The sequence below is a fragment of the Hymenobacter ruber genome, assembly GCF_054783255.1.
Genome location: NZ_BAAGQX010000002.1, coordinates 635,583 through 661,778, shown reverse-complemented (window position 1 = coordinate 661,778; position 26,196 = coordinate 635,583). Strand labels below are relative to the sequence as shown.

The 26,196-nt window shown below is 61.8% G+C and carries 20 protein-coding genes and 1 tRNA gene; 9 read left to right on the top strand and 12 right to left on the bottom strand.

Annotation, left to right across the window (positions count from 1 at the left end):
* Positions 1-37: 37 nt before the first annotated feature.
* On the bottom strand, positions 38-1,897 hold the full coding sequence (locus tag ACYVM5_RS03455) for a M1 family metallopeptidase (protein ID WP_460616783.1): 1,860 nt from the start codon (positions 1,895-1,897) through the stop codon (positions 38-40).
* A gap of 241 nt (positions 1,898-2,138) precedes the next feature.
* Here ACYVM5_RS03455 and ACYVM5_RS03450 point away from each other — a divergent pair, with 241 nt between their 5' ends.
* Positions 2,139-4,481 (top strand): mechanosensitive ion channel family protein, encoded by a 2,343-nt coding sequence (locus tag ACYVM5_RS03450; RefSeq protein WP_460616782.1) that lies wholly within the window; start codon positions 2,139-2,141, stop codon positions 4,479-4,481.
* A gap of 183 nt (positions 4,482-4,664) precedes the next feature.
* Complete coding sequence (locus ACYVM5_RS03445) at positions 4,665-5,738, top strand: PKD domain-containing protein (RefSeq protein ID WP_460616781.1); 1,074 nt, start codon at positions 4,665-4,667, stop codon at positions 5,736-5,738.
* A 148-nt stretch (positions 5,739-5,886) separates the two neighbouring features.
* On the opposite strand, the gene ACYVM5_RS03440 is transcribed toward ACYVM5_RS03445, so the two are convergent.
* Positions 5,887-6,570, bottom strand: coding sequence for an SGNH/GDSL hydrolase family protein (locus ACYVM5_RS03440; RefSeq protein WP_460616780.1), 684 nt, complete (start codon positions 6,568-6,570; stop codon positions 5,887-5,889).
* A 144-nt stretch (positions 6,571-6,714) separates the two neighbouring features.
* On the opposite strand from ACYVM5_RS03440, the gene ACYVM5_RS03435 reads away from it, so the two are divergent.
* The gene (locus tag ACYVM5_RS03435; protein ID WP_460616779.1) at positions 6,715-7,248 is read left to right on the top strand and encodes a hypothetical protein; all 534 of its coding nucleotides are present in this window, start codon (positions 6,715-6,717) and stop codon (positions 7,246-7,248) included.
* A gap of 167 nt (positions 7,249-7,415) precedes the next feature.
* Here ACYVM5_RS03435 and ACYVM5_RS03430 read toward each other — a convergent pair whose 3' ends face one another.
* Positions 7,416-8,810 (bottom strand): DUF3500 domain-containing protein, encoded by a 1,395-nt coding sequence (locus ACYVM5_RS03430; protein WP_460616778.1) that lies wholly within the window; start codon positions 8,808-8,810, stop codon positions 7,416-7,418.
* A 111-nt stretch (positions 8,811-8,921) separates the two neighbouring features.
* Entirely contained in the window at positions 8,922-10,247 is a 1,326-nt protein-coding gene (locus ACYVM5_RS03425; RefSeq protein WP_460616777.1) for a HupE/UreJ family protein, read from the bottom strand.
* 373 nt (positions 10,248-10,620) lie between these two features.
* Between ACYVM5_RS03425 and ACYVM5_RS03420 the strand changes: the two genes are divergently transcribed.
* The 3 genes from ACYVM5_RS03420 (at position 10,621) to ACYVM5_RS03410 (ending at position 13,694) form a co-directional block, all read left to right on the top strand.
* On the top strand, positions 10,621-11,064 hold the full coding sequence (locus ACYVM5_RS03420; protein WP_460616776.1) for a BLUF domain-containing protein: 444 nt from the start codon (positions 10,621-10,623) through the stop codon (positions 11,062-11,064).
* Positions 11,065-11,146: 82 nt separating this feature from the next.
* Complete coding sequence (locus ACYVM5_RS03415) at positions 11,147-13,012, top strand: sensor histidine kinase (protein ID WP_460616775.1); 1,866 nt, start codon at positions 11,147-11,149, stop codon at positions 13,010-13,012.
* A 103-nt stretch (positions 13,013-13,115) separates the two neighbouring features.
* On the top strand, positions 13,116-13,694 hold the full coding sequence (locus tag ACYVM5_RS03410; protein ID WP_460616774.1) for a type 1 glutamine amidotransferase domain-containing protein: 579 nt from the start codon (positions 13,116-13,118) through the stop codon (positions 13,692-13,694).
* 90 nt (positions 13,695-13,784) lie between these two features.
* Here ACYVM5_RS03410 and ACYVM5_RS03405 read toward each other — a convergent pair whose 3' ends face one another.
* From ACYVM5_RS03405 to ACYVM5_RS03380, 6 genes are all read right to left on the bottom strand, one after another.
* Positions 13,785-15,350, bottom strand: coding sequence for an outer membrane factor lipoprotein domain-containing protein (locus ACYVM5_RS03405; RefSeq protein ID WP_460616773.1), 1,566 nt, complete (start codon positions 15,348-15,350; stop codon positions 13,785-13,787).
* Positions 15,351-15,397: 47 nt separating this feature from the next.
* Entirely contained in the window at positions 15,398-18,709 is a 3,312-nt protein-coding gene (locus ACYVM5_RS03400) for an efflux RND transporter permease subunit (RefSeq protein WP_460616772.1), read from the bottom strand.
* A gap of 156 nt (positions 18,710-18,865) precedes the next feature.
* Complete coding sequence (locus ACYVM5_RS03395) at positions 18,866-20,065, bottom strand: efflux RND transporter periplasmic adaptor subunit (RefSeq protein WP_460616771.1); 1,200 nt, start codon at positions 20,063-20,065, stop codon at positions 18,866-18,868.
* 231 nt (positions 20,066-20,296) lie between these two features.
* Entirely contained in the window at positions 20,297-21,415 is a 1,119-nt protein-coding gene (locus tag ACYVM5_RS03390; RefSeq protein WP_460616770.1) for an alpha/beta hydrolase, read from the bottom strand.
* Positions 21,416-21,664: 249 nt separating this feature from the next.
* Positions 21,665-22,177 carry a DUF6992 family protein gene (locus ACYVM5_RS03385; RefSeq protein WP_460616769.1) on the bottom strand — a complete coding sequence of 171 codons (513 nt, stop codon included), beginning with the start codon at positions 22,175-22,177 and terminating at the stop codon, positions 21,665-21,667.
* 86 nt (positions 22,178-22,263) lie between these two features.
* Positions 22,264-22,944: a porin family protein gene (locus ACYVM5_RS03380; protein ID WP_460616768.1), complete on the bottom strand. Its 681-nt coding sequence runs from the start codon at positions 22,942-22,944 to the stop codon at positions 22,264-22,266.
* Positions 22,945-23,133: 189 nt separating this feature from the next.
* On the opposite strand from ACYVM5_RS03380, the gene ACYVM5_RS03375 reads away from it, so the two are divergent.
* Positions 23,134-23,208, top strand: a tRNA-Val gene (locus tag ACYVM5_RS03375).
* A gap of 104 nt (positions 23,209-23,312) precedes the next feature.
* Here ACYVM5_RS03375 and ACYVM5_RS03370 read toward each other — a convergent pair.
* Entirely contained in the window at positions 23,313-23,753 is a 441-nt protein-coding gene (locus ACYVM5_RS03370) for a nuclear transport factor 2 family protein (protein WP_460616767.1), read from the bottom strand.
* Positions 23,754-23,914: 161 nt separating this feature from the next.
* The gene (locus ACYVM5_RS03365; protein WP_460616766.1) at positions 23,915-24,322 is read right to left on the bottom strand and encodes a cupin domain-containing protein; all 408 of its coding nucleotides are present in this window, start codon (positions 24,320-24,322) and stop codon (positions 23,915-23,917) included.
* Positions 24,323-24,727: 405 nt separating this feature from the next.
* On the opposite strand from ACYVM5_RS03365, the gene ACYVM5_RS03360 reads away from it, so the two are divergent.
* Both ACYVM5_RS03360 and ACYVM5_RS03355 read left to right on the top strand, forming a co-directional pair.
* The gene (locus ACYVM5_RS03360; RefSeq protein ID WP_198075124.1) at positions 24,728-25,069 is read left to right on the top strand and encodes a hypothetical protein; all 342 of its coding nucleotides are present in this window, start codon (positions 24,728-24,730) and stop codon (positions 25,067-25,069) included.
* Between the two features lie 223 nt (positions 25,070-25,292).
* The gene (locus ACYVM5_RS03355; RefSeq protein WP_460616765.1) at positions 25,293-26,192 is read left to right on the top strand and encodes a histone deacetylase family protein; all 900 of its coding nucleotides are present in this window, start codon (positions 25,293-25,295) and stop codon (positions 26,190-26,192) included.
* The last annotated feature ends 4 nt before the right edge of the window (positions 26,193-26,196 follow it).

Genomic DNA, 26,196 nt, shown 5'->3' with positions numbered 1-26,196 from the left:
CGCTCAGGATGACAGAAGGCGCTAGTGGGACGAAGCCCTACCCCCCAAACGAGTTGTCCTTTTCGTTGGCATCCATGAAGATGCCGCCGTCCAGCTTCACCGATTTCACGGCTTTGGGCACGGTGATGGTGGCTTGCTTCTGGTTGGCCTGCCACACGGCGGGCGACTGGTGCAACGTGGCTTTGGTGCCGTCGGTGTACTCCACGTTCATGTCGAAGGGCACGGCAAAGCCGCCGATGTTTTGCACGGTGACGGTGCTGCCGCTGGCCGTCACGGCCAGGTCGATGTAGTTGTTGGTGAAGAACCAGTTGTTGAAAAACCAGTTCAAATCCTGGCCGCTGGCGCTACTCATCGAGTTGAAATAATCCCACGGAATGGGGTGCTTGCCGTGCCAGCGGTCCATGTATTCGTGCAGGCTTTTCTTGAAGAGGGCATCGCCGAGCATGTCTTTCAGGGCCAGGTAGCTGAGGGAGGGCTTGCCGTAGGCGTTGTTGCCGTAGCCGGCGCGCAGCTCGCTGCTGGGCGTGATGATGGGCAGGTCCTCGGCGGTGGCGCGGTCGTTAATCCAGCGGTTCACGCGGAACATTTTGTAGAGCTTGTCGGCGGCCTCCACACCGTTTTCGGTGCGGCCGATGAGCAGCTCGAACGTGGTGGCCCAGCCCTCGTCCATGTAGGCGTAACGGCTTTCGTTGATGCCCATGTAGAAGGGGAAATAGGTGTGCGCGATTTCGTGGTCCTGCACAAACTGCGCAAACTTGGGGTCCTTCTGCGGGCTGTCGTTCACCATCATTGGGTATTCCATGTCGGCAAAGCCCTGGAACGCCGTCATTTTGGGGAAGGGGTAGGCCACGCCGGGCCAGTTATTGGGGTTCGAGAACCAGCCCAGTGCGTACTGCGCATTCTTCACCGACTGCCGAAAATCCACCGTCGAGTCGGCGTAGGCGGCCTGCACGCTGGTGCGGCGTTTGGCTTTGGCATCCACAATCACGCTGGCGGCGTCCCATACGTAATGGTCGCTCAGGCCAAAAGTCACGTCGGAAATCTCCTTCGCGGCCCACACCCAGGTGTTCGTGGGCTGCTGGGCGGTGATGCTCTTTTTGGCCAAATCTGCGGCGGTGGCAATGTGCAGCACTGCGTCGCTGGTCATCGACTGCTTGAGGCGCTTGGCAGCTGGCTTCTGGAGCACCTGGTCAGGGTTTTGCAGGGTGCCGGTGGCCCACACGATGTAGTTGGCCGGAGCCTGCACGCGCAGGGTGTAGTCGTTGAAATCGTTGTAGAACTCTTTGCTGTCGACGAAGGGTAGGCGGTCCCAGCCGTTGTAATCGTCGTACACGGCCACGCGGGGGTAGAAGTAGGCCAGGAAAAAAGTGGTGGGGTCAATCATGCCCTCGCGGCCGCTTTCCACCGAAATAGGAAAGTGCCAGGCCACGGCAAACTTCACCGAATCGTGCGGGGCCAGGGGGCGGGGCAGGCGCACGCCCGGCGCGGTGCCCAGGTTTTGGGGCATGGCCTTGAGCTGGCCGGCCACCCGGAAAGTGTCGATGACCACCCCGGAGGTGAGGTAATCGGCCGAGGCGTCGCCGTCGCGGGAGGCGCCGGGCTTGTGAATATTCTGGATGATGCGCAGCACCACCTGTTTCAGCGTGTCGGGGCTGTTGTTGGTGTAGGTGATGGTTTCGCGGCCGCGGATGTCGCGGGCCGGCGGGGCGGCCTGCACGGTAATGTCGTAGCGGGCGCGGTTTTGCCAGTACCTGGGGCCGGGGCGGCCGTCGGGGCTGCGGGTTCCTTTGTTGAATGCCGCTTTGATGTCGCGCGGCATGTAAAGCGGCTGCGTTTGCGCGGCGGCCGTGTCGGCGAGTCCGGCGAGCAGCAGGAGTGTTAGGAGTGGTTTATTCATAGCAAAGACAGACGGGGTTAGCGAAAGAGCGTTGCAAAGATGTAGCGTGGACTCTGCGAGTCCGCGCCCGAGCGCACGTTCTGACGCCGCGCGGACTCACAGAGTCCACACTACGGTTCCCGTCGATGCAATGGCCCCATTCAGCGGCATAACCTCGGGCCACATCTTTTGTCCGAATAAACCCTACCCTGTGGCGCGTACTTTTCCCGTCTAAAGCTCCAGTATGCCCGTTCCAAATCCCTTGCCGACCCGCACAAAGCCGTTGAAAACAGCCTGGTTCAGCACCCTTTTTTTGCTGTTGGCGCTGGCCCCCGCCCACGCCCAAAGCACCGTCGTGAAAGAAGACAGCATGGCCGTGGACACCACCGTGGCCCGCGACGATTCCTACCGCCTCGAAGTGGGCTACACCACGCTCAGCAGCATTTCGGGGCAGGTGCGCAAGGTGTTTGATACCCGGGGCCTGGCCGAAGAGCTGCCCGATGTGGTGGAGAATCTGAAAGCCATTCAGTACACCCTCAAGCAGAAGGGCGAGGTGGTCGACATCAAGCAATTGCAAATGTGCCAGCTCATGCTGGTGACGCTGCAGGACGAGCTGGCCGACTGGCGCACCAGCCTGGCCGAAGCCCACACGCAGCTGGCCGCCATGCAGGCCCGGCTCAAAACCATTGCCCCGCCGCCCCCGCGCGCCGCCCACCCCGATGCCACCACCCTGGCCCTGGAACGCTCCGATTCGGCCCTGCTGGCGCGGCAGCAGCGCATCGGCGGTTTGCTGGCCAAGCGGTTTCTGAAAGTGAAGCAGCTGCAAACGCAGGTGGCCGCCAGCTACATCCAGGGCATGGAATTGCAGGACGAGGTGGGCGACCAGCTGCGCCGCTACGGCCGCACCACCGCCAAGCTCAACTACCCGCCACTTTGGGAAGCGCAGGCCACGCCCAAGCTGCCCGCCGACCCCAAAGCCCGCAAAGCCGGCCAGTACCGCCGCGAAATCATCAACTTCTACTTCGCTAACAATTGGGACAACTGGGCCTACATGGCCCTCATCGGGCTGGTGTTCTATGGCTGGGTGTCCTTCAACTACCGCCGGGCCAAAAAACAGGAATTGGTGCTCACCGAGCCCTTCCGCTACCTGCGGCCCGGGCCCATTGCGGCCACGCTGGTAGTGATGTTCAGCCTGGCGCCGGCCCTGGAGCTGCACCCGCCGCCCGTGTACCTAGCGGTGCTGCAGCTGTTGCTGCTGGTGGCCCTCACGGCCGTGTTTGCCCGGAGCTGGCCGCGTCGGCTGTTTTTGTACTGGCTGGGGCTGGTGGCATTTTTCGTGTGGCTGTCGGTGACGAATGCCAACGCTGCTACCGGCCTGGGCGCGCGCTGGGGACTGCTGGGGCTCAATGCGCTGGCGGTGGGTGTGGGCGCGCTGCTGCTGTGGCGGCTACGCGACACGCTGGCCCAGATGCGGTTTTTGCTACCCATCACCTGGCTGTTCATCGGGCTCAATGGCCTGGCCATCATCTGCAACGCGGTGGGCAAGTTGAGCTTGGCCAAAATGTTCAGCACGGCGGCCATTTTCGGGCTCACGCAGGGCATTGGGCTGGCCGTATTCATCGAGGCGTTCACTGAGGCCTTCCACCTCCAAATCCTGTGCAGCCGGGGCAGCGAGGGTGGCACGGCGGCCTTCGACTACGACAAAATCGAGCCCCAGCTCATGCGCCTGCTCACGGTGCTGGCGGGCGCGCTGTGGCTGGTGGTATTCACCTCCAACCTGAACCTGTACAACCTCATCTACGGCCTGTTCGAGCATTTTCTGACGGCCCCGCACACCATCGGCAGCACCGTTTTCACGTTTGGCAACATCGGGCTGTTCTTCCTCATTCTCTACATTTCGGCGCTGCTGCAACGGTACATCGGCTACTTCTTCGGCGAGGTGGGCGACGATGATTCCGAGGCCCGCAAGCGCGGCTCGTGGCTGGTGGCGCTGCGGCTGCTGCTGGTGCTGGTGGGCTTTGCGCTGGCCACGGCCGCCACGGGCTTGCCCCTGAGCAAAATCGCCATCGTATTCGGGGCGCTCAGCGTGGGCATCGGCCTGGGCTTGCAGAGCATTGTGAATAACCTCGTGTCGGGCATTATCCTGATTTTCGAGCGGCCGTTTCACGTCGGCGATTTCATCGAAGTGGCCGGCAAATCGGGCCGGGTGCAGGACATCGGCATCCGGTCCAGCAAGCTCACCTCCGTCACGGGCTCCGAAATCATTGTGCCCAACGGCGACCTGCTCTCCAACCACGTCATCAACTGGACGCGCACCAACGACCACATCCGCACGGACCTCTCGCTGAAGATGACTTCCGGCACCGACGACCTCCAGACCAACCTCCAGAAGGCCCGCGAGCTCATCCAGGAAGAAATCAAAACCAGCCCCTACACCATGCACAACCTGCCGCCCGAAATCCTGCTCAGCAGCATCAACGGCCAGGTGTACGAGTTGAAAGTGCTGTTTTGGATTACCAACATCCGGCAGGAGCAGCTCACCAAAAGCGAGATTCTGGCGGGGATTTACCGGCGATTTACGGCGGAGGGATTAACGCTGAGCTAGACCCGCCCCAACTATTGCGTCGCTATACCCCTGCCACCCTGCCCGCGCCACGCGCACCGGTTAGGCCCCGTTCCTACAATCGGCCAAAAATGCCGCCTACAGGGATGTTGCGCAGCAGAGTGCAGGAGGGTTGTGGGGCGAAAAACCTGGTGCTTGCGTCTCTCCATCGGCCCGCGTCCCCTTATGAAACCGTTCTATTTGCCGGCCCTGCTGCTTTGTGCCCTCGGCCCCGCCGCCCACGCGCAGGAAGACCGGGGCTTCAAAGTCTACCAGTTTCCGGCCAACATGATTCCGCGCATCGACGGCAAGGCCGACGACTGGGCCACGTTTCCGAAGGAGTATATTGTGGGCACCGACCAGCTGCGCGACGACTCCGGCCACTACCCCAAAGCCGATTCCACCAACCTCGACGTGAAGGTGCGCGTGGCCTGGGTAGCGGGCCTGAACCGGCTCTATTTTCTCTACGAAGCCTACGACAACTACTGGGATTTCAGCCTGCCGGGCCTGCACAACGACACCTTTGAAATTGTGGTGGACGGCGACCTTTCCGGCGGTCCGCTCATTGCCGAGCAGCACCCCAACCAGGAACTGCCGCTGATGGAGCGCTACTTCGCCTTCCACGGCGTGCACGCGCAGAACTACCACATTTTCATGCCTGCCGAGGGTAAAGACTGGTGCCTGGCTTGGGGTGCGCAGCCCTGGATTAAAAACCTGCCCTACTCGAACATCGCCTACAGCTACGATTTCAAACCCGGCCAACCCGGCAAGCTCACGGCCGAGTTCTGGATTACGCCCTTCGACTACGCCGGGGCCGAGGGCCCGGCCCGCGCCGTGGAATCGGTGCTGACGGAGGGCAAGAAAATTGGCCTCACCTGGGCCGTGATTGACTACGACGACGTGGCCGACGAAAGCAAAAAAGGCTTCTGGAACCTGTCGAAGAACCACAAGATGTACGGCAATTCCAGCCTGGGTACCGTCTTCACGCTGCTGCCGCTGGCCGAGCAATACCTGCCGAAACTAGCGGCGCAATGGTCCTTCCGCGTCACCGACATGGCCCACCGTCAGGTAACCTTCCTCGACGAAAGCCGTGGCCCCATCAAGCGCTGGCACTGGGACTTCGGCGATGGAACCACCTCCACCGAGCCCAGCCCCGTGCACCGCTATAAAGACGCTGGCAAGTACCTCGTAGTGCTGGACGTGGACGGCCCGGCCGGCAAAGCCCGCATGGCCAAAGTGTGGGACGTGGCCGTGAAGTGAAAAGATGAACGCGCGCCAGCGGGAGGAATCTTGATGTAGAGACGCATACTTGCGTCTCGTCGTTGGACGGCAGCCGTTGGGTAAGACTTACCAATTTCGTTCAACGACGAGACGCAAGTATGCGTCTCTACCTCGTTCAATACCCTGATTAGCGCGCCATAATGGCCAGCACAGGCGCTATCAATAGCCGGGAACCAGCAGCATCCAAATGCAGTCCGTCGGCGGTCATGGTGTTGATGTCGAGGCCCGGCGTTTGGTAGCCGTTCACGAAGAGGGAGTGGGTGCGTTTTGCCACCTTTTGGAAGGCGGTGCTCATGGCGCGGACCCGCTCGTTGCCGCCCTGGTACTTGGGCAGGGCTTCGGCTTTCGTGCCGTAGGGCGGCGGGGAGATGATGATAATGCGGGCCTGGCGGATGGCGGGGTAGGGGCAGGTTTTGATTTTGTGGAGGAGGGTTTCCAGGTTCGCCGGGACTTCTTTTTGGCGGTCGGCAAAAACGGCTTTGCTGTCGTTGGTGCCCAGTTCCAGCACCACGAAATCGAACGGCTGGTCCTTGGTGAACTCGGCGGCTTTGCGCAGGTTTTCGTCGATGACCAGCAGCGAATTCAAGGTGCTGTCGCCGTTGTTCACGAACCCGATGGTGCGGCCTGATTTGCTGATATTGAAGACCTGCGCGCGGGGCAGGGCCAACTCCAGCTGCTTGGGCCAGCTGTGCGGAAACGTACCGTTGCTGTCGCCCAGGGTAAAGATGTTGAGGGCCTTGTCCGACGCCACCGGGGTTTGCGCGGGCAGCAGGGCCGGCAGGAGCAACAGAAACAGGAGAAGCTTTTTCATATCGGGAGATACTGGTGGGGTAAGGTTGGCCTAGCTTATTTAACCGTTATTTTGGCTTTTGGAAACCGGTGGAATCAAGTTTCATTTCAGTCAAAATAATTTCACGACATGTCGCCATTATTCCGGACGAGTTACGCTTTAGTAATGGCCCTGCTCGTTGGTTGTGCGCCTGAACATCCACAAGAGGAAGCAGTAATTAATCAAACTAAAACATACGACTTAGGTACCGTTTCAATTACGATTCCTGAAGTCTGGAAATCGACCGATTATACCAATTTGGATTCAGTGCCGACGCGTAAGTACAAACGGTTTCTTTTCCTAAATACGGCTTCTCGGGATACCGTGCGCGAGACGCTTGTGGTGATGATTGATGAACGTGAAGGAATTAAGCACGTCGATAAAGCGGCCACGGAAATGGTGAAAAATTTCAGTGTGCCAAATCAGATGCAACTGCTTGCATCTCATGATACGCTACTTCATAACGGAAATTTGGCAATAGTAGAATCGACTTGCCGTAATCTGGAATTACGATTGGACTTAGCAATAACCTGTGCGTTTTATAAAAAAGAGAATAAGATGATTAGTCTGATGGGCATGGCTGTGAGCCATCCTGGAACTACTGACAAGAATACCCGAGCCATGTTTCGGCAGATGATTAATTCAATCAAGTGGCAATAAGTAAATACTCAACTATCCACCTGCACCGAGCTCTCGTTGCTGCAAATACGGGTACTGCTTGAGGAGCTAGATAACCTCAGCGCCGGCCAGCAGGAGCAGCTACATCCCACAAAAACGGCCCGTCTGGAATTTCCAGACGGGCCGTTTCAATCACAGAAAATCGACTGCTACTCCACCGTCACGCGCTGCGTAGCGGCGGCGTTGCCATCGGCCTGCACGCTGAGCAGGTAAAGGCCAGCGGCCATGCTGGCGATGGGTACGGCCACGCCGCTGCCCCGGAAGGTATCGGTGAGGACGGCTTGGCCCAGGGCGTTGCGCAGGGTGTAGGTGGCGGCGGTGGCAGGGTTGGCGAGCTGCACTTGCAGGGCCTGGCCGGTGCCCACGGGGTTGGGGTACACCGAAAACTGCTGGGCCGCCGTGGCCGATTTCGTGCCCGTTACTGTCGTGTAGAAGTTTCCGCCGTAGTCGCGGGCATGGTCGCGCCACACGGTGTGGTAATGAATCTGGCTCTGGTACACGATGCCACCCTGGCACACAAACTCAATCCAGACGTTGGGGCCGTCGATGCGCACGTAGTCGCCTTGTGCGGTGAAGTTGCCGGTGCCGGAGTAGGCGATGTAGGTGCCGGCCAGCTGGTTGGTGTAGATGGCCATGAGGCTGGCGGCGGTGGCATCGTCGGAATCCTGCACCCAGGGGCGCATGGCTTCCACCACCAGTTGCTGCTGGGCGGTGGTGAGGGTGCTCACGGCCAGCCCCACTTTGGTGGCCGGAAACTGGCCGTTGCCGTTCGGCCCCAGCACCACGTCGCTGAACGTGGTGCTGAGCTTGGCCGTGGTTTTCTGAGCGGTGGTGAGGCTGTTGAGCATGGCCAGCATGGCCGAGCCTTCGTTGGAAAGCGGCGCGCACACCGTGCCGGTGGGCAGCACGTTGGCATTGGCCGTGGTGAAGGTGAGGGGCTCCACGCCCTCAAACTTGGGTGAAGCCCCGGTGACGGTGCCATTGCCATAGGTGATGTTGGTGGCCAGGTGGTGGCCGCCGAATTGCAGCATCCAGGTGCCGGTGGTGCTGGGCGTGCCCAGGAAGGCGATGAGGTATACGCCGCTGCCGTAGGCCGAGCCGCCACCGTTGGCCGCCAGGTTGTCGTCGGCCGCCCGGATTTGCTGAATCTCATTGTAGCCATCGCCGGCCACGGTGCCGGTGGCGGCCTGCACCACGGCCATCGCGGCGGCCTGCTGGGTGGCGTTGAGGGCATCAAGCCGCAGACCGATGCGGTTGGTGGAGTTCACTGGTAGATTCGACCATTTGGTGACGGTGGTCGAGTTGAAGGCCTGGAGCAGCGTGGCCTGCTGGGCCGTGCTGAGCGTGGCAATGAAGGCGTTGGCGGCGTTCACCACGTCGGTGACGGTGGCGGCGGTGCCTTTGGTGCCTTTCAGGGTTTTGGCGGCAGCAGGCAACCGCAGGGCGGTGGGCGCGGCCGGGGCTGAGGGCGCGAAGAAGTCCGCGACCCGGTTCAGGGCCGGGGAGGCGAATAGCAGGGGCGCTGCCAGTAGGAATTTGTTCATGATAAGGCGAGGTAAAAAGTGGACGATGAGAAGTAGGGGCGGGGCTTGCACCCGCCCGGGTGTGCGAGCCGATTCAACGATTCCGAAGGCGGGCGGGGACAAGCCCCGCCCCTACAAGCTGACGGAAGTCTTGCGCTGCTGCCAGTAGCTGCCAATAGCCGCCACGGCCAATGCCGCCAGCAGCCACGGCGCGCAGTGCGCCACGCGGCTCACCAGCGCCGCCAGCGGGTTGGCCTGAGCCGAAGTGCGCTCCACAATCCAGGCCAGGGCAGCCACGGCGGCGAGAATGGCTCCGCCCACGCGCACAGCGGCGTAGCTGGGCGTGCGGCTCAGCAAAATCAGCCACGGCACGGTGAGGGCGATGACGAACAGCTGCATCAATTCAATGCCCAAATTGAAGCCCAGAATGCTGAGGGCCATGGGGCCGGCCGGCAGGTGCAGCTCGGCCAGCGTGCTGGCAAACGCCAGCCCATGCACCAGCCCAAAACCCGCCGCCACCCACGCCTCGCGCCCCGGAAACAACGGCCGCAGCGCGTGCGCCGCCGACACGAGAATGGACACCGCAATCAGAATCTCGACGGGCTGACTCGGCAGCCGCAGCCAGCCCAGCGCCCCGGCCAGCAGCGTGAGCGAGTGCCCCAGCGTGAAGGCCGTCACCACGCGTAGCAGCCGAACCAGACTGTAGCGCACCCCGCCAAACCGGCCCCAGCGCCGGCCCTTGGTGAGCAGCAGCGGCGCGGGCAACAGCAGCACCAGCAGAAACAGCAGGTGGTCGGTGCCTTCGGCAATGTGGCGCACGCCCAGGCCCACCATGCCCCGAAAGCCCGCCCACCAGCTGCCCGCAGCCTGGTTGATGACCAGCGGCGGAATGAAATTGTCGCGCACATCGAGCCGGATAATGCCGACTTCGCTGGGCGTGTCCGCGCCCACGCGGCCGGTTTCCCAGTCGCGGCGGACGGACACCAACGCAACGTGCGTTACGACCTGGTGCACGATGACATCGTAAAAAAACGTGAAGGCGCGGGGCGTTTCGCCGGCGGCCGGCGTAAGCCAGAGGTGGGCCGTGAGCTGCTGGAAGGGGCCGGTATTGGTTTGCTCGGCGGCGTGCACGCTCAGGTCGCGCACGGCCACGGTCCAGGCGTTGCCGTCGGGGCTCATAGGGCGGACGTGCTGGGCGAGGTACTCGCGCAGCGCGGGGCCGAGGCGGGCCACCAGGGTTTCGGGGTGCCGGGCCACGTCGTGGCCGAAGGCGGCTTGCAACTCGCCCAGCGGCAGCTGCAATTCGGCCCCCACGCCGGTGGGGTGCAGGTCGAGCAGCACCACCGAGTTGGGCATGGGGTGGGCGCTGGCGGCGGCTACGCTCAGCCAGGCTACCAACGCCCACAAGCTTGGCCGCCGCAGCCGCAGGAAACAACACAGAAAACGTTGCCGGACCATGTGATTGGGGAGCTTATCAGAAGGAAGAATTGCCCAAAAATCCCGCAGCCTGGCTGCTGCCCAAAACGTATTCGTCCGTTTGCCCGCTAGTCCCGACGAGTGCCGCCCTGCAGCCGACCGCATCAAAATGGCTTCACTGCCAGCAGGTTTGTTGGCGAGCTGGTGGCATGAACGGCGCAGCCTTGTCGCCACTGCGAGGCTAAAGCCGGCTGAGACTGTATTTTTACCAACCCGCAAGGCGGTCGGAAGCTATTGAACCGGTGATTTTCAGAAAGCGCATATCTTATCTGACCTTGCTGCGTAGTAGGGCAGTTCTTACTATTCGTTTCTGTTTGCCTCAACGGCACCGCCGCGTTCAAGGCTGTCTATTAGTATGATTCATATCGTGTACATGAGCCGGGCGGTGCGCCCGCTCTCCGACCAGGATTTGCAGGTGTTGCTCGACCAGTGCCGCCGCGACAACGCCGCGCGCAACGTCACGGGCGTGCTGTTCTACAGCCACGGCAACATCGCCCAGCTCATCGAAGGCGAAAAAGAGGTGCTGGAACCGCTGTTCGAAGTCATCTCGCGCGACGGCCGGCACTCCAACGTGGTGAAGCTGGTGGACAAGCCCATCAGTGCCCGCAGCTTTGAGGACTGGTCGATGGCTTTTCACCCCATCGAGCCCAGTGGTTTCGAGGCCCTGCAGGGCTTTCTGCTGCCCCATCACCTGCCGCCGCCGCCCAGTTCGCTCAGTATTGCCGACGCCATGCTGGTTGACCTGGTGAAGCTGGCCGTGTTCGGGGCCAACGTCGCCCCGGTCCCCGCCGATGCGTAGCGGACGCCAGAAAATGGGCGCCCCGCTGTCGGATGCATCTTTGCTGGTGCGGCGCGTTCCTTGTTCTCTTTCGCTTTGAGCCATGCATGAGCACCAGCTACAAGATATTCTGCGGCACATGCCGGCCGGTGTGGCCACGCTGCAGGGCGAAGCGTTGCGCTTTGGCTTCGTGAACGAAACCATGCAAAACGTGCTGGGCGCGTCCGTGCAGGAAGGCCAGGCCGTGGCCGAGCATCCCGGCACCATTCCCGCCGATTTGCTGGAAGTGATGCAACAGGTGTTCCGCTCGGGCCGGCCCTACGTGGCCAAGGCTTACGGCATTCCGCTGCCCGCTTCTGATGGCCAGCCGCCCACGCCGCGCTACTTCGACATTGCCCTGGAACCGGTGCGCGAGGGCGACGGGCCCGTGAGCGGCCTGCTGCTGTTTGCCGTGGACGTGACGGTGCAGGAGGAAGCCCGGCAGAAGGCCCACCACTTGTCCATCGAAACCCGCCGCCTCGACACGCGCCTGCGGGTGCTCACCGAAACGGTGCCCCAAATCACCTTCACGGTGGATGCTGCCGGCAAGTACGAATATGTGAGCCCGCAGTGGTACTACTACACCGGGCAGCCGCCCACGGCCGATTTGAACGCCATCTGGCCCCTGCTCATTCACCCCGACGACCGCCTGCGCGTGCTCTACCAGTCCGACTCGGCCCGGGCGGCCGGCATTGGCTGGAGCTACGAGTACCGCCTGCGCCGCCACGACGGCCAGTACCGCTGGCTGCTGAGCCGCGCCCTGCCCGAGCTGCACGGCCCCGACCAGGCCGTGTTCTGGCACGGGGCCCTCACCGAAATCCACGACCAGCGCGAGCTGGCCGAAGCCCTGCGCCGCGGCGAGGCCGAGCTGCGCTTCCTGGCCGACAGCATTCCGGAGCTTATCTGGACGGCCACGGCCGAGGGCTTCATTGATTACTACAACGAATACACCGCCGAATACTCGGGCCTGACCAAGGCCGAACTGGGCCCCACCGGCTGGATAAACCTGCTCGACCCCAGCGAGCAGGCCGGGGCCGCCCGCCGCTGGGTGCACAGCATTGCCACGGGCGAGCCCTACGAGGGCCTGTTCCGGATGCGGCGGCACGATGGGCGCTACCGCTGGCACATCATCCGGGCGCGGCAGCTGGCCGACGAACGCGGCCCGCGCTGGTTTGGGGCCTGCACCGACGTGGACGACCAGCACCGCCTGCGCGAGGTGCTGCAAACCCAGTACGACGAGCTGGCCCGCACCAACCGCGACCTCGATACCTTCGTCTACACGGCCTCGCACGACCTCAAGCAGCCCCTGCTCAACCTGCGCGGCTTGTTTGACGAGCTGCGCCGCACCGCCACCTTCGACGACCCACAGGAAGGCGAAATCGTGGGCATGCTGGACGAGGCGCTGGGCCAGCTCGATGCCACCTTGCAGGAGCTGGCCGCTACCGTGGAGGACCAGCGCGGCCTTTCGGCCACCCCCGAAACGCTGGAGCTGCGCAGCGTGGCCGATGAGGTGCTGCTGGGTCTGCGCACCCAAGTGCAGGAATCCGGGGCCGTCATCGACTTGGATTTTGCGGCGGCGCCTATGCTCACCTACGGCCGGGCCAACCTGCGCTCCATCCTGCACAACCTGTTGAGCAACGCCCTCAAGTTTGCCGACCCCGCGCGGCCGCCGCACATCCAGGTGCGCAGCGGCGTTGCCGAAACCGGCCAGCCCTTCCTCGCGGTGCAGGACAATGGCCTGGGCATGAAACTGCCCAGCCACCGGGCCCCGGTGTTCCAGCCCTTTGCCCGCCAGCACCCGCACATTGCCGGGGCCGGCGTGGGCATGTACCTCGTGCAGCGCATTGTGGCTAGCCGCGGCGGGCACCTGGAGGTAAGCAGCACCGTGGGCGAGGGCACCACCTTCACGGTGCACTGGTTTGGGGCCTGATGCCATAATCTTCTTCAACGAAAGGCATGAAGCGGGCGTAAAGCAAAGGGCCGGGCGCAATCCCGGCCTTTTACTATTTCCGCTATTTCTCTTTCAAAACACTATGAGCATTTTCAGCAGCGACAAACTCAAGGGCAAGAAAATTGCCATCATTGCCACCGACGGCTTCGAGCAGGCCGAGCTCGACGAGCCCAAGAAATACCTCGAAGGCGAGGGCGCCGAAACCCACGTCATCTCCCTCAAAAGCGGCTCCATCAAGGGCTGGGACGGCCCCAAAAAGGACTGGGGCGACAAAGTTGATGTCGACAAAGTCATCACCGACGCGAAGCCGGCCGACTACGACGCCTTGGTGCTGCCCGGCGGCCAGATGAACCCCGATATCCTGCGTATGAACAAGGACGTGGTGGCTTTCGTGAAAGAGTTTGCCGGCTCGGGCAAGGTGCTGGCCGCCATCTGCCACGGCCCGTGGCTGCTGGTGGAGGCCGATGTGGTGCGCGGCAAACGCGTAACCAGCTGGCCCAGCGTGCACACCGACCTCAAAAATGCCGGGGCGCAGTGGGAAGACTCCGAAGTAGTCTGCGACCACGGCCTCATCACCAGCCGCAAACCGGAAGACATTCCGGCCTTCAACAAGAAAATTGTGGAAGAGATGCTGGAGCCCCAGCACGGCGGTCAGAACTAGGGTGGCTTCCATTTTCAGTTGAACAAAAAGACCGTCGTGCCTCTGCATGACGGTCTTTTTTTGTTCGTTGAATTCCAGCAGTTCAAGTTGCTACCGCCAGCCGCCGCCCAGTGCGTGATACAAATCCGTGACGGCTTGGCGCTGCTGTAGTTGGTCGTTCACACCGCTTAGCTGCGCTTGCAGCAGGTTTTGCCGGGCTGTGAGCACCTCGGTGTAGTTGGCGAAACCGGCGCGCAACAGCTCCTGCGTGTATTCGACCGACTTGCGGAGCGACTCCAGCTGCAGGGCCCGCAGACGGGCTTTATCGGCGGCGCTTTGGTAGGAGAAGAGGGCATTGGAAACCTCCTGGCCGGCCACGAACATCGTTTGCTGATAAGTATTGAGGTATTCTTTCTGCAGCGCTTCGGACCGGCGCAGGCGTGCCCGGTTAAGCCCCTGGCTGAAAATGGGCTGCGCCAGGCCACCCACGATGCTGGCGAAAACTGCCGTGGGCGAGAACAAATCCGTGAGCGTGGTGCTGGTCAGGCCGCCATTGGCCGTGATGGTGAAGCTGGGGTAGAAGTAGGCCCGCGCCGCGTTGGTTTGCTCGAAAGTGGACTCGAAGGCAAATTCGGCCTGCTGCACATCGGGACGGTTGCGCAGCAGCTGGCCGGGCACACCGGTGAGCAGGGGCGGGGCCGCGTCCTGAGCGGCCAGCGTGCCGCGGTCGATGGGGCCGGGCGTGCGGCCCAGCAGGGTGGCCAACAGGTTTTCCGTCTCCCGGATGTTGCGTTGCAGGTCCGGAATGGTGACTTCGGCGGCGTAGCGCTGGGCTTCGCTTTGCACCACGGCCGCGCCGGTCACCACGTCGCCTTCCAGCAGCAGGCGCATGGTTTCCACGTCCTTGATGCGGTTCTGCACCGTTTGCTGGGTGATATCGAGCTGGGCATCGAGGGCCAGCAGGGCGTAGTAGTTATCGGCGATGTCGGCGATGAGCTGGGTTTGCACCACGCGGCGGTAGGCCTCGCTCTGGCGCACGGCGGCGGCGTAGGAGCGTTTGGTGCTGCGCAGCTTGCCCCATACATCGGCTTCCCAGCTGCTGCTCAGGCCCAGCAGGTACTGGTGGGCCGTGCCCCCGGTCACCACTGAGGATTGGTCGGTGGTGGTGGTGCCGGTAGTTGTGCCCGTAGTGGTGCCACCGGTTGTGGTGCCGGTAGTCGTCCCGCCGGTGGTAGTGCCTCCCGTGGTGCCTCCGGTGGTTGTTCCACCAGTCGTGGTGCCCGTAGTTGTGCCGGTGGTAGTGGTGCTGCCGCCGGTGCCGGTGCTCACGAAAGCGCCGCCGATGCGCGAGAGGGTGGTGGTGGCCCGGCCGCTCAGGCTGGGCAGGAAAGCAGCGCGGCTCTGGGCCAGCAGGGCCTGGTTTTGCTCGATGCGGGCCAGGGCAACTTGCAGATTGCGGTTGTTGGCGAGGCCTTCGGTGATGAGCTTTTGCAGCTGCGGGTCGGTGAAGAGCTGCTGCCAGGGGCGGGCGGCCAGGGAAGTCGTATCCGTCGTGGCCGCGTCGCGGAAAAGGCCGGTGGTAGCCGTTTCGGGGCGGTTGTAGGGGTGCAGCAGCTGGCAGCCAGCCGCCAGCGCGAGCACAGGAGATAGATACTTGAGAAATTTGCTGGCAGTCATTGCAGTGGAATTAATACTGGTACGCGGGCAGTGGAGCACTGGCAACGCTAGGCCACAGCGGGTTCGGGCTGCGGCTTGTCCTCGGGTTTGTTATCCGGCTTCTTATCCCCATCCTTGGCAGGCGGGCCGCCTTCGGTTTCCTCTTTTTCGAGCTGCTCTTTCGTCTTGGGCGGGCCGCTGATGCTTTCCTGCAAGCCCTCAAACACGAGAAACAGCACGGGGATGAAAAACACCCCGACCAGCGTGCCAAACAGCATGCCGCCGATGGCCCCGGCCCCGATGCTCTTATTGCCATTGGCCCCCGCGCCGCTGGCAAACAGCAGCGGCATCAGCCCGAACACGAAGGCGAACGAAGTCATCAGAATAGGGCGCAGACGGGCTTTGGCCCCTTCAATGGCGGCTTCCAGAATTTCCATGCCGTCGTCGCGGCGGCGGGCCAGCGAGAATTCGATGATGAGAATGGCGTTTTTGGCCAGCAGGCCGATGAGCATAATCACCGAAATCTGCAGGTAGATGTTATTGTCGATGCCGAAAATCTTGGCAAACAAATACGTGCCGCACAAGCCAATCGGAATCGACAGCAGCACTGCGAACGGCAGGATGTAGCTCTCGTACTGCGCGCTCAGCAGCAGGTACACGAACACCAGCGACAGCGCGAAAATGTAGAGCGACTGCTTGCCGCTGCCCTGTTCTTCGCGGCTGATGCCCGAAAACTCATAGCCGTAGCCGGCCGGCAGCTTGGCCGCCACTTCCTGAATGGCAATCAGGGCCTCGCCCGAGCTGCTGCCTTCCTTGGGCGAGCCGTTCACCGAAATGGAGGTGAAGAGGTTGAAGCGCGAGAGGCTTTCGGGGCCGTAAATGCGCGTCAGGGTCACGAATTCGGTGAGCGGGGCCATCACGCCGTCGGCGTTGCGCACGAAGACCTTGCTCAGGCCCTCGGGATTGGCGCGGTAGGCCGAGTCGGCCTGCACCATCACCCGGTACTGCTTGCCAAACTGGTTGAAGTTGGAGGCGTAAGAGCCGCCGTAGAACACCTGCATGGCATTCAGCACGTCCTTTTCCGTCAGGCCGGCCTGCTTCACTTTGGCCACGTTCACGGCCATCTGGTACTGCGGGAAGCCGGGGTTGAAGGCCGTGCTGGCGTACTGGATTTCGGGGCGCTTATTCAGCTCGGCCAGGAAATCCTGCGCCACTTTGAAGAACTCGGCCGTGGTATGCCCGCCCTTGTCCTGCAGCTGGAAGGTGAAGCCGCCAGTAGCGCCAAAACCCGTGATGGTGGGCTGGGAAATGGCCCGGATATCGCCGGCCCGAATGTTGGCCGTGAGCTTGCTTATCTCTTTGATAACGGCCTCGTTGTTCATCTTCTTGCGCTCGTCCCAGGGCTTGAGGCGCACGATGACCATGCCGTAGGCGCTGCCCTGCCCGGCCAGGAAGTTCTGGCCCGTGATGCGCAGCGTGCCCTTCACCGCCGGAATGGTCCGAATCAGGCTATCGACTTCGGTGTTCACGGCCGTGGTGCGCTCCAGGGTGGAGGCCGGCGGCAAACTCACGTTCACGAAAATGGTGCCCATGTCCTCGTTCGGCACGAAGCTGCTGGGCGTGGTCGTCATCAGGAAATACAGCCCCGCCCCGAAGCCCGCCACCGCAATCAGCGACAGCCACTTGCGGGCCGAGAGGAACGTCACGGCCTTGGTATATTTGCCCACCAGCGCATCGTAGGCCGCATTGAAGGCAATGCTGAACCGCTTCATGAAGCCCTTTTTCTGCGGCGGTTTCTGCGCATCTTTTGCTTCGGCAGCTGCTTTGGGGTCGGTGGTTTTCTCGCCGTTTTTCGCTGCCTCAGTTCCAGCCTCGCCCTCGTGGTGCGGTGGCTTCAGGAACAGGGCCGCCAGCGCCGGGCACAGCGTCAGGGCATTCACGGCCGAAATCAGAATGGCCACCGCCAGCGTGATGCCGAACTGCTTATAAAAAACCCCTACCGAACCGGTGATGAACGTGACCGGCAGAAACACCGCCGCCATTACCAGCGTGATGCTGAGAATGGCCCCGGTTATCTCGCTCATAGCATCGATGGCGGCTTTGCGCGGAGAAGTGTAGCCGCCTTCCAGCTTGGCGTGCACAGCCTCCACCACCACAATGGCATCATCGACCACAATGCCGATGGCCAGCACCAACGCAAAGAGCGTGAGCAGGTTGATGCTGTACCCGAAAACCTTAAGAAAGAAAAACGTGCCGATAATGGACACCGGCACCGACACGCCGTGGATAATAGTAGACCGGAAATCCTGCAGGAAAATGAAAATCACCAGGAAAACCAGCGCAAAACACTCCAGCAGCGTGTGAATCACCTTGCTGATGGAGGCGTCCAGAAAGTCGTTGATGTTGACCAGGTTGGTGTAATGAATGCCGGCCGGAAACGACTTTTCGGCCGTTTTCAGCACCTCCAGTGACTTCTCAATCACGTCGCGGGCGTTGGAGCCCGGCGTCTGGTTCACCGAAATGCCCACCGAGGGTTTGCCGAAGGTGGCGCTGTTGCTGCTGTAGGCCTGGGCGCCCAGCTCCAGCCGGGCCACGTCCTTGAGGTGTAGCAGCTGGCCCGAACCGGTGCTCTTGAGGATAATATTCTCGAACTGCTCCACTGACACCAGCTTACCGGTGTACCTGATGACGTACTGGAAGCTCTGGTCGGAGTTTTCGCCGAATTTGCCGGGGGCGGCTTCCACGTTCTGGTCGGCCAGCGCGGCCGAGATATCGGCCGGCGTGAGGCCGTAGATGGCCATTACATCGGGCTTGAGCCAGACCCGCATGGCGTAGTCGCGCGAGCCGAAGGCGTTGGAGTTGCCCACGCCGTTCACCCGCTTGATTTGGGGGACGATGTTAATCTGGGCGTAGTTCTGGAGGAAAGTCTGGTCGTAGGCCGGGTTGTCGGAGTAGAGCGCGAAAATCAGCAGGTTGCTGCTCTGCTGCTTGCGCACCGTCACGCCGGCCAGGGTTACTTCCTGGGGTAGCAGGCTGGTGGCGCTGGCCACGCGGTTCTGCACGTCCACGGCCGCCTGGTCGGGGTCGGTGCCCACGTTGAAGTACACCTGGATGCTGCCCGCGCCCTCGTTGGTGGCCGAGGAGGTCATGTAAGTCATGCCTTCCACGCCGTTTATCTGCTCCTCCAGCGGCACCAGCACGCTTTTCAGCACCACGTCGGCGTTGGCACCCGCGTAGCTGGCCGATACCTGCACGGTGGGCGGCGAAATGTCGGGGTACTGCGCAATGGGCAGCTGCAGCAGCCCCAGCACGCCCAACAGCACAATTATCACCGAAATAACGGTGGAGAGCACGGGGCGCTCGATGAATACTTTTAGCATAATCTTCTATCAGGCTTCTATCAGGCAATTTTTATAGGTCGGCGGTCATGCTGAGCGCAGTCGAAGCATCTCTACCGCTTCGTTGCAGTCGTCATTGGTTAGTGTTGCGGTAGATATGCTTCGACTGCGCTCAGCATGACGGTCTTTTTCAGCCGTTCAGCTACCCGCCACGTCCGGCTTTTTCGGCACGGCCTTCACCACCTTTGGCCGAATCTTCGAGCCTTCCTTCAGCCCGCTGATGCCTTCGAGCACTACTTGCTGACCCGCTTTCAGGCCTTTCTGCACCACAAACGACGCGCCGTCCGGTGTGGGCACTACCGTGATGGCGGCGGCGTGCGCGGCCGTATCGCGGCCCACCACGTAGGCGAAGCGCTTGCCCTGCAACTCGTAGGTGGCGCTTTGCGGGATAATGAGGGCATTATCCAGCGGGCGCTGGGTGCGCACCGAGCCGCTGCTGCCGCTCCGTAACAGCCCCTGCGGGTTGGGGAAGGTAGCGCGAAAGCTGCTGGCGCCGGTTTCGGTGTTAATCTGGCCGATGGCGGTTTTCACGCGGCCGTGGTAGGGGTACACGCTGCCGTCGGCCAGCACCAGCAGCACGTCGGGTACGTTCGAGAGCTTTTCCTGGAGGGTATTACCGGGGCGGCGGCGGGCAAAATCCAGCAGCGCCTTTTCGCTGAGCGAGAAGTAGGCGAACACGTTGCCGGTGCTGGAAATAGTGGTGAGCGGGTCAGCCGAGGTGCTGCTCACCAGGCTGCCGATTTTGTTGGGGATGGTCCCCATCACGCCATCCACCGGGCTGGTGATGGTGGTGTAGCCCAGATTGGTGAGGGCGTTGGCGAGCGTGGCCTGCGCCTGCGCCAACGCGGCCTCCTTCGATTCGAGCGTGTATTGCGCGCCTTCCAACTGGTACTTGCTGATGATGCCCTTTTCGACCAACGGCCGCACTTTCTCTACGCCCATGCGGGCGGCATCTACGTCGGCCTGCGCGGTTTTGATGCCGGCGCGGGCCGTGCGCACTTCCTGCTCATACTGCGGCGCGCTGATGTGGAAAAGCTTCTGGCCCTTCTTCACACTGGAGCCTTCGTCCACGTAAATGGCTTCCACAAACCCGTCCACCTTGGGCCGGATTTCCACATTCTGCTGCCCCTGAATGGTGGCAGGATAGTCCTGGAACAGCGTCACGGTATCGGGCCGCACCACCAGCACCGGGTAGTCCTTGATGGGCGCGGGGCCGCCATCCTTGCCGCCCTTGCCACCGGGGCCGCCGGCTTCGTCGTCTTTCTTCTTCGAGTTGCAGGCTGCCGCACTCAGTAGCACCAGCAGCAGGGCCGCCCGGCCGGGCAAAAATAGTTTCATATGCAGTAGCAGCGCTTCACATTTGTATGCGAGCCGCTTACCGATACGAAAGCCGGTTGCAAAAAGCCGATTTCTGCCGGCGGTAATCGGCCTGGCCCGGTGCCTGCCCGACCACCGGCCCAACTTTGCTGACCAAGCCAGTTGATTTGGCTGGAAATAAAAAAGCCCGGCAAACCAAAGTGCCGGGCTTCAATATGCTATTTCAGATAAGAAATCGGAAAGCCGCCAGGGCTATTTCTGGCTCATAATCCAGGTGTAAATGTTGGCCTGGGCATCGGGCGAAATAGGCGCGGGCGACATGCCAGCGGCCTCTGCCTTACTCAGCTGCAGGGCGTGGTTGAGGCCTGGCACGTGCATTTCCGTCACGCGGGCATTGCTGCGAAGGCCTCTTTTGAGCAGCGCCAGGTTGACCGGGGTGTTTACTTCGGCATCGTCGTCGCCGTGAAGCAGCAGCACGGGGCACTGCACTTTCGGCAGTGCAGCCACGGGGTCGAAGGCCAGGTAGTTGCGGTAGGCGGGCGTGGTCAGGGTTTGCACGCTGGCTTGCACATCCTGCGGGGCAATGCCGGGGTAGCGCTGGCGCAGCATGTTGCTGAGAATGGCCTGGGCCTGGGCATTATCGGGCGTTTGGCGCACTATTTCGAGCATGGCGCGCTGGTGCTTCACGAGGTTTTCCTCGTCGCGGCGCATGGCCATTTTTTGGCGCAGGCGCTGCTGGTCCAAGTAAGTTTGCACCTGGGCGCTGTTCGAGCCGTGGGCACGCAGCTTGGCGGCCTCTTGCTCGGCGGCCACCTGGTCGAGCAGGTATTTGCGCTGGCGCTGCGCGTCGGTGGAGTCGTTGCCCAGCACCTTGCCGTACATGGTGGGCTGGGCGGCCAGCAGCTCGCGGCCGGGCAGGCCCGATGCGGCCAGCGCCACCACAAACGTAGGAGCTTGCAGTTGCGCGCTGGCCAGCAGGGCCACGTTGCCGCCCTCGCCGTGGCCAATGAGACCCAGCCGCGTCACGTCAACCTGGGGGCGGGTGCGCAGGTAGTTCAGGGCCGCCAAGGCATCGGCCGAGCGGTCGGCCACCGTGCCGACACCTTCGCCGGGGCCGCGCTCCTGGAGGCGCAACACCACCATACCCTGGCTCACGAGGTAGTCGGCCAGGCTGCTCAGCAACTGCTTATCGGCCTCGTTGGGAGCCAGGGTGCCGGCTGCGTGCTCGGGCAGCAGCACCGCCGCCGGGAAAGGGCCGACGCCAGTGGGCAACCGCAGAATGCCGTTGAGGCGCGTGCCGCCAGCGGGCGACGAGAGCACCACGGCCTCCACCCGGTCAAGGGTGCTGGCCTGCGCGCCAAAAGCCAACAACAGGCATATAGAAAAGAGAACGGAGAAAAAAGGGCACATAAGCAGGGAACTGAAAACCACGCCTTCCCAGATGCTGGGGTGAGGGCCGTGGTGTGACAGCTACGCAAAGCTCTGCTAATCGTTTTCCCAGGCGGCCGTTTTCCGTCGAATCAGCCTTTTCTCCCGCCTTACATCTCCAATCGCCGTGCGAACGAAAACCGGGTTTTCTCAAACTGGGCCGGTATTCTCATTTTGGGATAATTACGGCTTTCATCCCAGCAGCTGAAACCAGTCGCGCCCCACCCAGTGCACAAGGCTCCACATTGTGGCATCAAACACCAGCAAAAAACCGCCCTGCACCCACAGCGAGCGGCCGAAACCCAGCAGCCGCACGGGGAGCGCCTGCCCCGGTGCCAGGGCCCGCGCCCGCAGGTAGGAGCCCGTCATGATGTAAGCCACGTCGAGCCCGGCATTGAGCAAAAACAGATTTTCGTTGAAGAGCTGGGTTTGGAACAGCTCGGCGGGCACCAAGCCAGCGGGGGCCACGAAGTGTAGGTGCAGAATGCCCCAAGCGGCCAGCCCGGCATTCACCAGGCCCCAGCCTACGTTCATGCCGTGAAAATAGTACGGCTCGTGCCGTCGGTCGCTCCGCGCCAGGTAGTAGCCGCTGCCCACTAGGTTCAGCAGCACCCAGGCTGCCAGCACGGCCAGCCCCCGGCCCAGCAGCAGCTCGCGGGCCATGAAGAGGCTAGTAATATTGACGGCGGCAGGAGCGGCGGGCATGGCAGGGAAGGGAATAAATAGAGGGAAAGAAAAAAAGGAAGCCCTGGCAGAGCTTCCTTTTTCAAACAATGCTAAAGACTGTAAGCCTATTGCGTGAAGCCGATGCCCACGTAAACTTGCAACAGGTTGTTGTAGATTTTGGCGTTGCCGAACGCCGGGTCGATGGCTTTGCCGGTGGGAATATTGTCTTCAAATACCTTGCCCAGGCTCAGGTTGTAGCGGGCGCCTATACGGGCAGGACCAATGCGGGCTTCCAAGCCGCCCACGCCGCCAAAATCAAAGGTGTTGAAGCCGTTGTCGGCTAAGCCCAGGGTCGAACCGTCTTTCGTGGCATTGATAAGCAGCGAGGCCTGGGGACCCACATGAAAGCTTAGGTTGTCGGTGAAGTTGCCCACATACATGATGGGCAGCTGGATGTACGTAGTGCGGTAGGTTTGCTCAGCCTTGCCGGGGCCGGTATTGCCCGTGAAGCCCAAGCGCGAGTACAGCAGTTCCACCTGTACCGAAGAAAAGTCATCGAAGCCAAACTGCCCGTACACGCCGGCATGGAAGTCGCTATGCGAGTTGCGGTCGATGCCCTTAACATCATCACCGCGCAGGCCGTTGAGGTTATAGCCGCCCTTCACGCCGAAGCCGGTATTGCGCGAATCGGTAGTTTTGCCGCCGGTATAGTCTTTCGAAGAGAGGGCACCACCGGGAGCCGCTTGGGCAAACGCAGAAGAGGCTGAAGTAATGGCCAGCAGCAACAATAGGAGAGTCTTTTTCATGGGTGAAATGAAGTGAGGGTAATAGGCCAGAAGCCCGGGAAAATTACTATTCCCGTTTGCCCCTATACTTTGCCGGGACCAGAAGGTTGCCTGACTTCACTTTTTACCCTGAAAAAAAAGGGCTCATTTCGCGTTATGCGCCGGGCGGCGCTACCTTTGGCGTAGCGGCCCACGGGCATGGCCGGCTCCGGGGTGTTAGCTCAGTTGGTTCAGAGCGCCACCCTGACACGGTGGAGGTCGTTGGTTCGAGCCCAATACGCCTCACGGAAACCCTCACTGCACGGCGCAGTGAGGGTTTTTTTATTACTTAGCCCCCGGTTTCGTTGCAGATAGGGTTTGGTGCGTCCTTCCTCATCGGGCTGAGCTTTTTAGGGCTTGTAGGCATGAATAGACTGCCCTACGAGCTTCCACTGGTTATCAATCTTCTCGAGCAGCCGGACTTCGTAGGAAAAGGTTTTCTGTCCGCTTTTGGCCGTCGATTCTTCGTCGTGGCTCACCCAGGCCCTGTTGCCGGCAATACTCATCTTGAAGTTTGATTGCACTGCTTGGCCGCCCTGGCCCATTGCCGGCGATGCCGAAACCATCAGGGCGGGGGGAATATCCAGCGCCTTGCCATCGGCCGTCGACACCAGGATGCGGCTGTAGGGCTGAATGTGCCAGCAGGCAGCGTGGCCCGGCGCGTCGCCAGCCCGCCAGGTGGCCGCTTCCCGTTCCAGCACCTGCCGAATAGCGGCTTCCTCATCGGTTGCCCGGCTGCAACCGGCAGCCGCCAGAATTACCATCACTAGCAGCGTTGATTTATTTGCCATGGGAAATTGCTGAAAAATAACCAGTGCATGAAAGCCACTACGCCCGCCACTTGGCAAGAAGCACGCGGCGTGGTGGCGGTGCGTGGCCTTAAGAAGTGCTGAAAACAGGCGGCATATCCGAACTCGGCCATGTTCATGGGCCAACTTCAGGGCTGCCGGGCTTACTGCGCGGCCTGATAGTCGGCATCCGTTACCGGTTCTAGCCATACGGGTGCGCCCTGACTGGCACTGGGATTGATGGCCAAGTGGGCAAACCAGTCGGTGGCCGTGGCCCCGTGCCAGTGCACCACATTGGGGGCAATTACCACGGTATCGCCAGCGCGAATCAAGCGGGCAGGCTGGCCTTTTTCCTGAAAAATGCCCGTGCCGGTGGTCACCACCAGCAATTGCCCGTGCGGGTGCGAGTGCCAGTTGTTGCGGCAGCTGGGCTCGAAGAGAACGTCGCCCACCGTACAGTCAGTGGCATTGGCGGCGGGGGCCATCATTTTCACCCAGGCCTTGCCGGTGAAGTATTGGGCCTGGGCGGGCTGGGCCCCGGCCGGGGCCATTGGTTTTTCTTGATTGCTCATAAAACAGGGTTGTTTGTCGCTGCGGGTTGCAGATTGGGGTGTTACGAAACAAGGGTTCAAAAGTGCCATGCTGGCCATGAGCAGGAACCAACCCAATGCGTATAAAAACCAAACAATCTGGGTAGCACAGAATCGCGCGAGTTCGGATGCACTTTAGCTAAAAAGCTTCAGCGCTTCATCTTACCCGGCCGGATAGTCAAAACTGTCTATGCATCACCAAAGCCCCGGACCTAATCTGCGGCAAGGCTATTTCGGCACCAATTCCAGGCATTGGCCTTCGGGCTGGTACTTTTGAGGCCGAGGGTTGTTAACGATAGCCTCGCCGTTTGGGTAGCCGGGCACTTGCTTGTTGCGGCAGCCGCCTACCAGCGGGGCTTGTTCGACATGGGGAATCTGTTATAAAAAATGGCCGAAGTCACCGCTGAGCAGCAATTGCTCGCCGATGCTATCCTGCGGCACCGTCAGTACCCGCTGGCCACGGCCCTGCGCCGGGTGCTGCTGGCGGCCGGCGAGTACGTGCCCGATGAGGACGCGGAACTGCTCTACGACTACGCGGCCAGTGTTTTCATCGACACCGCCCTCGACGGATTCCACCTCGTGAGCCGCGATGAGGTGCCGCTGCTGGGCATCGGGCCGTTGGAGCTGTTTGCCGAGCCCGGCAACCCCGCCCTGCTTACCCGGTGCACGGTATGGTATGGCGCGGCGGCGCAGGCCGAATGGAAACGGCGCGTGGGCGAGCAGCCCTAACGCTTCAACCCCCTCGCTGAAAGCCAATAAAAACGCCCCGACTTCAGCCGCCGGGGCGTTTTTTGATGTCTCTGGGGTTTCCTCAGCTTTGCCAGCAGCTGGTGGCCGTATTCACAGCAGCAAGAAGCACACCGGGCCGCACAAAGACAAGCATTTCAGCCCGGTCCTGATGTTATAAAATTGCGTAGCCTGTCCCCGGGCCGTACTACCGACTTTTGCCCCGATGCTGCCCATTGCTTTCGCGCCCTGCTACGCCCATCCGCTGCCCGCCGGCCACCGCTTTCCCATGCTCAAATACGAGCTGCTGCCCGAGCAGCTCCTGCACGAAGGCACCGCCACCACCGCCGATTTTTTCGTGGCCCAGCCGCCGCCTGATGAAGACATTCTGCGGGTGCACGATGCCGACTACTACCACCGCCTGCGCACCGGCCAGCTCACCCGGCAGGAGGAGCGGGCCACCGGCTTCCCGTGGTCGAAGGAGCTGTTTGAACGCGAAATAACCATCCTGGGCGGCACCATCGAGGCAGCCCGGCGGGCGCTGGCGCACGGCGTGGCGTTCAATATTGCGGGCGGTACGCACCACGCGTTTCGGGCGCGGGGCGAAGGATTTTGCCTCCTGAATGACCAGGCCGCAGCTGCCGCCTGGCTGCTGGCCCACGGCCACGCGCGCAACGTCCTCATCGTAGACCTCGACGTGCACCAGGGCAACGGCACGGCCGCCATTTTTCAGCACGAGCCCCGGGTGTTCACCTTTTCCATGCACGGCGGCCGCAACTACCCCGCCCGCAAAGAAACCTCCGACCTCGACCTGCCTCTGCCCGATGGCACCGACGACGCCCACTACCTCCAGCTGCTGGCCGAAACCCTGCCTCGCCTCATTGATGAAGTGCAGCCCGATTTCGTGTTCTACCTGGCCGGCGTAGATGTGCTGGCCACCGACAAGCTCGGCCACCTGGCCCTCACCCGCGAGGGCTGCCGCCGACGCGACGAGCTGGTGCTCGGCCTTTGCCACCGCCACCGCCTACCCGTGGTGGTGTGCATGGGCGGCGGCTATTCCGAGCGCATCATCGATATCGTGGAAGCCCACGCCAATACCTACCGCGTGGCGGCCGGACTTTATTAGTGGT

Bases quoted from the DNA above. Each gene is read 5' to 3' on its own strand.
- ACYVM5_RS03370 (WP_460616767.1), bottom strand. From the start codon at position 23,753: ATGGCAAATAAATCAACGCTGCTAGTGATGGTAATTCTGGCGGCTGCC.
- ACYVM5_RS03410 (WP_460616774.1), top strand. From the start codon at position 13,116: ATGAGCATTTTCAGCAGCGACAAACTCAAGGGCAAGAAAATTGCCATC.
- ACYVM5_RS03440 (WP_460616780.1), bottom strand. From the start codon at position 6,570: ATGAAAAAGCTTCTCCTGTTTCTGTTGCTCCTGCCGGCCCTGCTGCCC.
- ACYVM5_RS03405 (WP_460616773.1), bottom strand. From the start codon at position 15,350: ATGACTGCCAGCAAATTTCTCAAGTATCTATCTCCTGTGCTCGCGCTG.
- ACYVM5_RS03380 (WP_460616768.1), bottom strand. From the start codon at position 22,944: ATGAAAAAGACTCTCCTATTGTTGCTGCTGGCCATTACTTCAGCCTCT.
- ACYVM5_RS03360 (WP_198075124.1), top strand. From the start codon at position 24,728: ATGGCCGAAGTCACCGCTGAGCAGCAATTGCTCGCCGATGCTATCCTG.
- ACYVM5_RS03425 (WP_460616777.1), bottom strand. From the start codon at position 10,247: ATGGTCCGGCAACGTTTTCTGTGTTGTTTCCTGCGGCTGCGGCGGCCA.
- ACYVM5_RS03400 (WP_460616772.1), bottom strand. From the start codon at position 18,709: ATGCTAAAAGTATTCATCGAGCGCCCCGTGCTCTCCACCGTTATTTCG.
- ACYVM5_RS03415 (WP_460616775.1), top strand. From the start codon at position 11,147: ATGCATGAGCACCAGCTACAAGATATTCTGCGGCACATGCCGGCCGGT.
- ACYVM5_RS03455 (WP_460616783.1), bottom strand. From the start codon at position 1,897: ATGAATAAACCACTCCTAACACTCCTGCTGCTCGCCGGACTCGCCGAC.
- ACYVM5_RS03395 (WP_460616771.1), bottom strand. From the start codon at position 20,065: ATGAAACTATTTTTGCCCGGCCGGGCGGCCCTGCTGCTGGTGCTACTG.
- ACYVM5_RS03385 (WP_460616769.1), bottom strand. From the start codon at position 22,177: ATGCCCGCCGCTCCTGCCGCCGTCAATATTACTAGCCTCTTCATGGCC.
- ACYVM5_RS03445 (WP_460616781.1), top strand. From the start codon at position 4,665: ATGAAACCGTTCTATTTGCCGGCCCTGCTGCTTTGTGCCCTCGGCCCC.
- ACYVM5_RS03420 (WP_460616776.1), top strand. From the start codon at position 10,621: ATGATTCATATCGTGTACATGAGCCGGGCGGTGCGCCCGCTCTCCGAC.
- ACYVM5_RS03435 (WP_460616779.1), top strand. From the start codon at position 6,715: ATGGCCCTGCTCGTTGGTTGTGCGCCTGAACATCCACAAGAGGAAGCA.
- ACYVM5_RS03365 (WP_460616766.1), bottom strand. From the start codon at position 24,322: ATGAGCAATCAAGAAAAACCAATGGCCCCGGCCGGGGCCCAGCCCGCC.
- ACYVM5_RS03430 (WP_460616778.1), bottom strand. From the start codon at position 8,810: ATGAACAAATTCCTACTGGCAGCGCCCCTGCTATTCGCCTCCCCGGCC.
- ACYVM5_RS03355 (WP_460616765.1), top strand. From the start codon at position 25,293: ATGCTGCCCATTGCTTTCGCGCCCTGCTACGCCCATCCGCTGCCCGCC.